The following is a 1,784-nucleotide window of genomic DNA, read 5'->3' as shown; positions in this document are numbered from 1 at the left end:
TCTGTGCTGAACAAATTCGCAGGAATTTGACACTGGCGCGTCTCCACATTTTTGTTTCTGTTTGTCATGTTGGTAACGGTCAGAGTCGCCAGGGCGCTGAGGAAGGTTTATGGAAACGGTCGTTATCATCGGAGGAGGACTAGCAGGGCATCGTGCTGCCACCACGCTCGCCGAGCTGTGTCCTGAGCAGCGCACGGTCCTGATTCATAGCGAAAGCGGGACACCCTATGACAGGCCGCCGCTATCCAAGGACTTTCTTTTGGGGGGCAAGAGGCCGACCCTGAAAGGGTCTGAGCTGTATGCAGACCGCGTCGTTTTGCGGGATGGGACGAAGGCCACCCTGATCGACCCTGTTCGACGCATCGTCCATACTGATATCGGCAAACCGGAACACTACGACAAGCTGTTGATCGCAACGGGATCTCGAGCACGGCTCTTCGAGAACTCCGGTGTGGACCCGGCACAAATTCATTATTTGCGCACTGAAGCAGACGCTTTGCGATTGCGCGCGGCTCTTGCGCCTGGCCGGCGGCTGGCAGTTGTAGGCGGGGGTTTTATAGGGCTGGAGGTATCGGGGATGGCTCGCCGCTTGGGCTGTCAAACAACGGTCATTGAGCTAGCGCCGCGACTGCTGCCGCGTAGCGCCTCCCTCTCTTTGTCAGAATGGATCGCAACGCGTCACTCGAGCGAAGGTGGTGAGTTCCGTTTGAACTGTGCGAATCTGCGTATGTCGAATAATTCAAAGGGCGAGGTCGTTCTGACTTGGAATGGAGGGGCGATCGTTGCTGACGTGGTGCTTATTGGCATCGGGATTGGGCCTAATGCGCAAATCGCCGCTGACGCTGGCATCGACACCGCTGACGGGATCCTTGTGAACGCTCGCTGCGAAACGTCCGTTGCGGGAATATATGCTGCCGGAGAAGTGACGAACTATCCTTTGCCCGCGCTTGGCCGGCGGCTACGCAGTGAGAGCTGGACTGTGGCCGGCGATCAGGCCGTTGTGGCCGCACAAGTTATGTGCGGTCTCGATGCACAGTATCAGGACCTACCGTGGTTCTGGTCCGATCAGTGCGGCGTAACCATCCAGTCATTCGGGCTGCCAGCCCTCGCGACCCGCCTGTACCGCATCGGAGACGTCGCGAGCGAACGGTGGCTGGAGATTGGCGCCGATGACCAGGGACGTTTTGTCAGTGCCGTGGGAGTCAACCCAGGTCGTGACATGATGCAGCTCCGGCGAGACGCCAAGGCTGGCAGGCCTATATCGCCGGATATCTTGAGCCGAGCCGAGGAAGTCGATCCGTCCGATATTTACCTGGCAACTGGCTAATCGTGGCAATCGGAGTTACCTGTGATAACAGTAGCAAATAACATAGATACGGCGCCGCAGACTTATAAATGGGTCATTCTTTGCCCTTTTTCCGACCTTCAAGAGGAGACTGTGACACCGTTCCAAATCGACGACAACCGAATTGCCATCTATCTGATCGGCGGCAAAGTACACGCGACCGATAACGTTTGTTCACACGCATTCGCTCTCCTTTCCGACGGCTGGCTGGAAGGGACTCTTATCGAGTGCCCTTTGCATGGTGCTCAATTTGAGATCACCTCCGGGGAAGTGGTTCAAGGCCCGGCTGAATGCCCAATCACCGTGTTCAAGACGAAGGTGGAAGACGGCCAGGTCCTGCTGCGACTTCCCGTAGAGTGAACAAAGCAGTTTCTGCTTAAGCTTTCAGCAGCACGGAACACCATCGATGGCGGCCCAAGCCGGCAGCGATCTCGCGAGG

General features: G+C 57.1%; 2 protein-coding genes. Both read left to right on the top strand.

Annotation, left to right across the window (positions count from 1 at the left end; genetic code table 11):
* Positions 1-109: 109 nt before the first annotated feature.
* On the top strand, positions 110-1,327 hold the full coding sequence (locus NKI19_RS32600; protein ID WP_352567704.1) for an NAD(P)/FAD-dependent oxidoreductase: 1,218 nt from the start codon (positions 110-112) through the stop codon (positions 1,325-1,327).
* Positions 1,328-1,348: 21 nt separating this feature from the next.
* Entirely contained in the window at positions 1,349-1,705 is a 357-nt protein-coding gene (locus NKI19_RS32595) for a Rieske (2Fe-2S) protein (protein ID WP_352567703.1), read from the top strand.
* The last annotated feature ends 79 nt before the right edge of the window (positions 1,706-1,784 follow it).

The organism is Mesorhizobium sp. M0751, assembly GCF_040320265.1.
Classification (GTDB): domain Bacteria; phylum Pseudomonadota; class Alphaproteobacteria; order Rhizobiales; family Rhizobiaceae; genus Mesorhizobium.
Note: the sequence above shows the minus strand (reverse complement) of the source record. Positions and strands in the feature narration are given on the sequence as shown.

Excerpts from the sequence above, each read along its gene's own strand:
- NKI19_RS32600 (WP_352567704.1), top strand. The coding sequence starts at position 110 with ATGGAAACGGTCGTTATCATCGGAGGAGGACTAGCAGGGCATCGTGCT.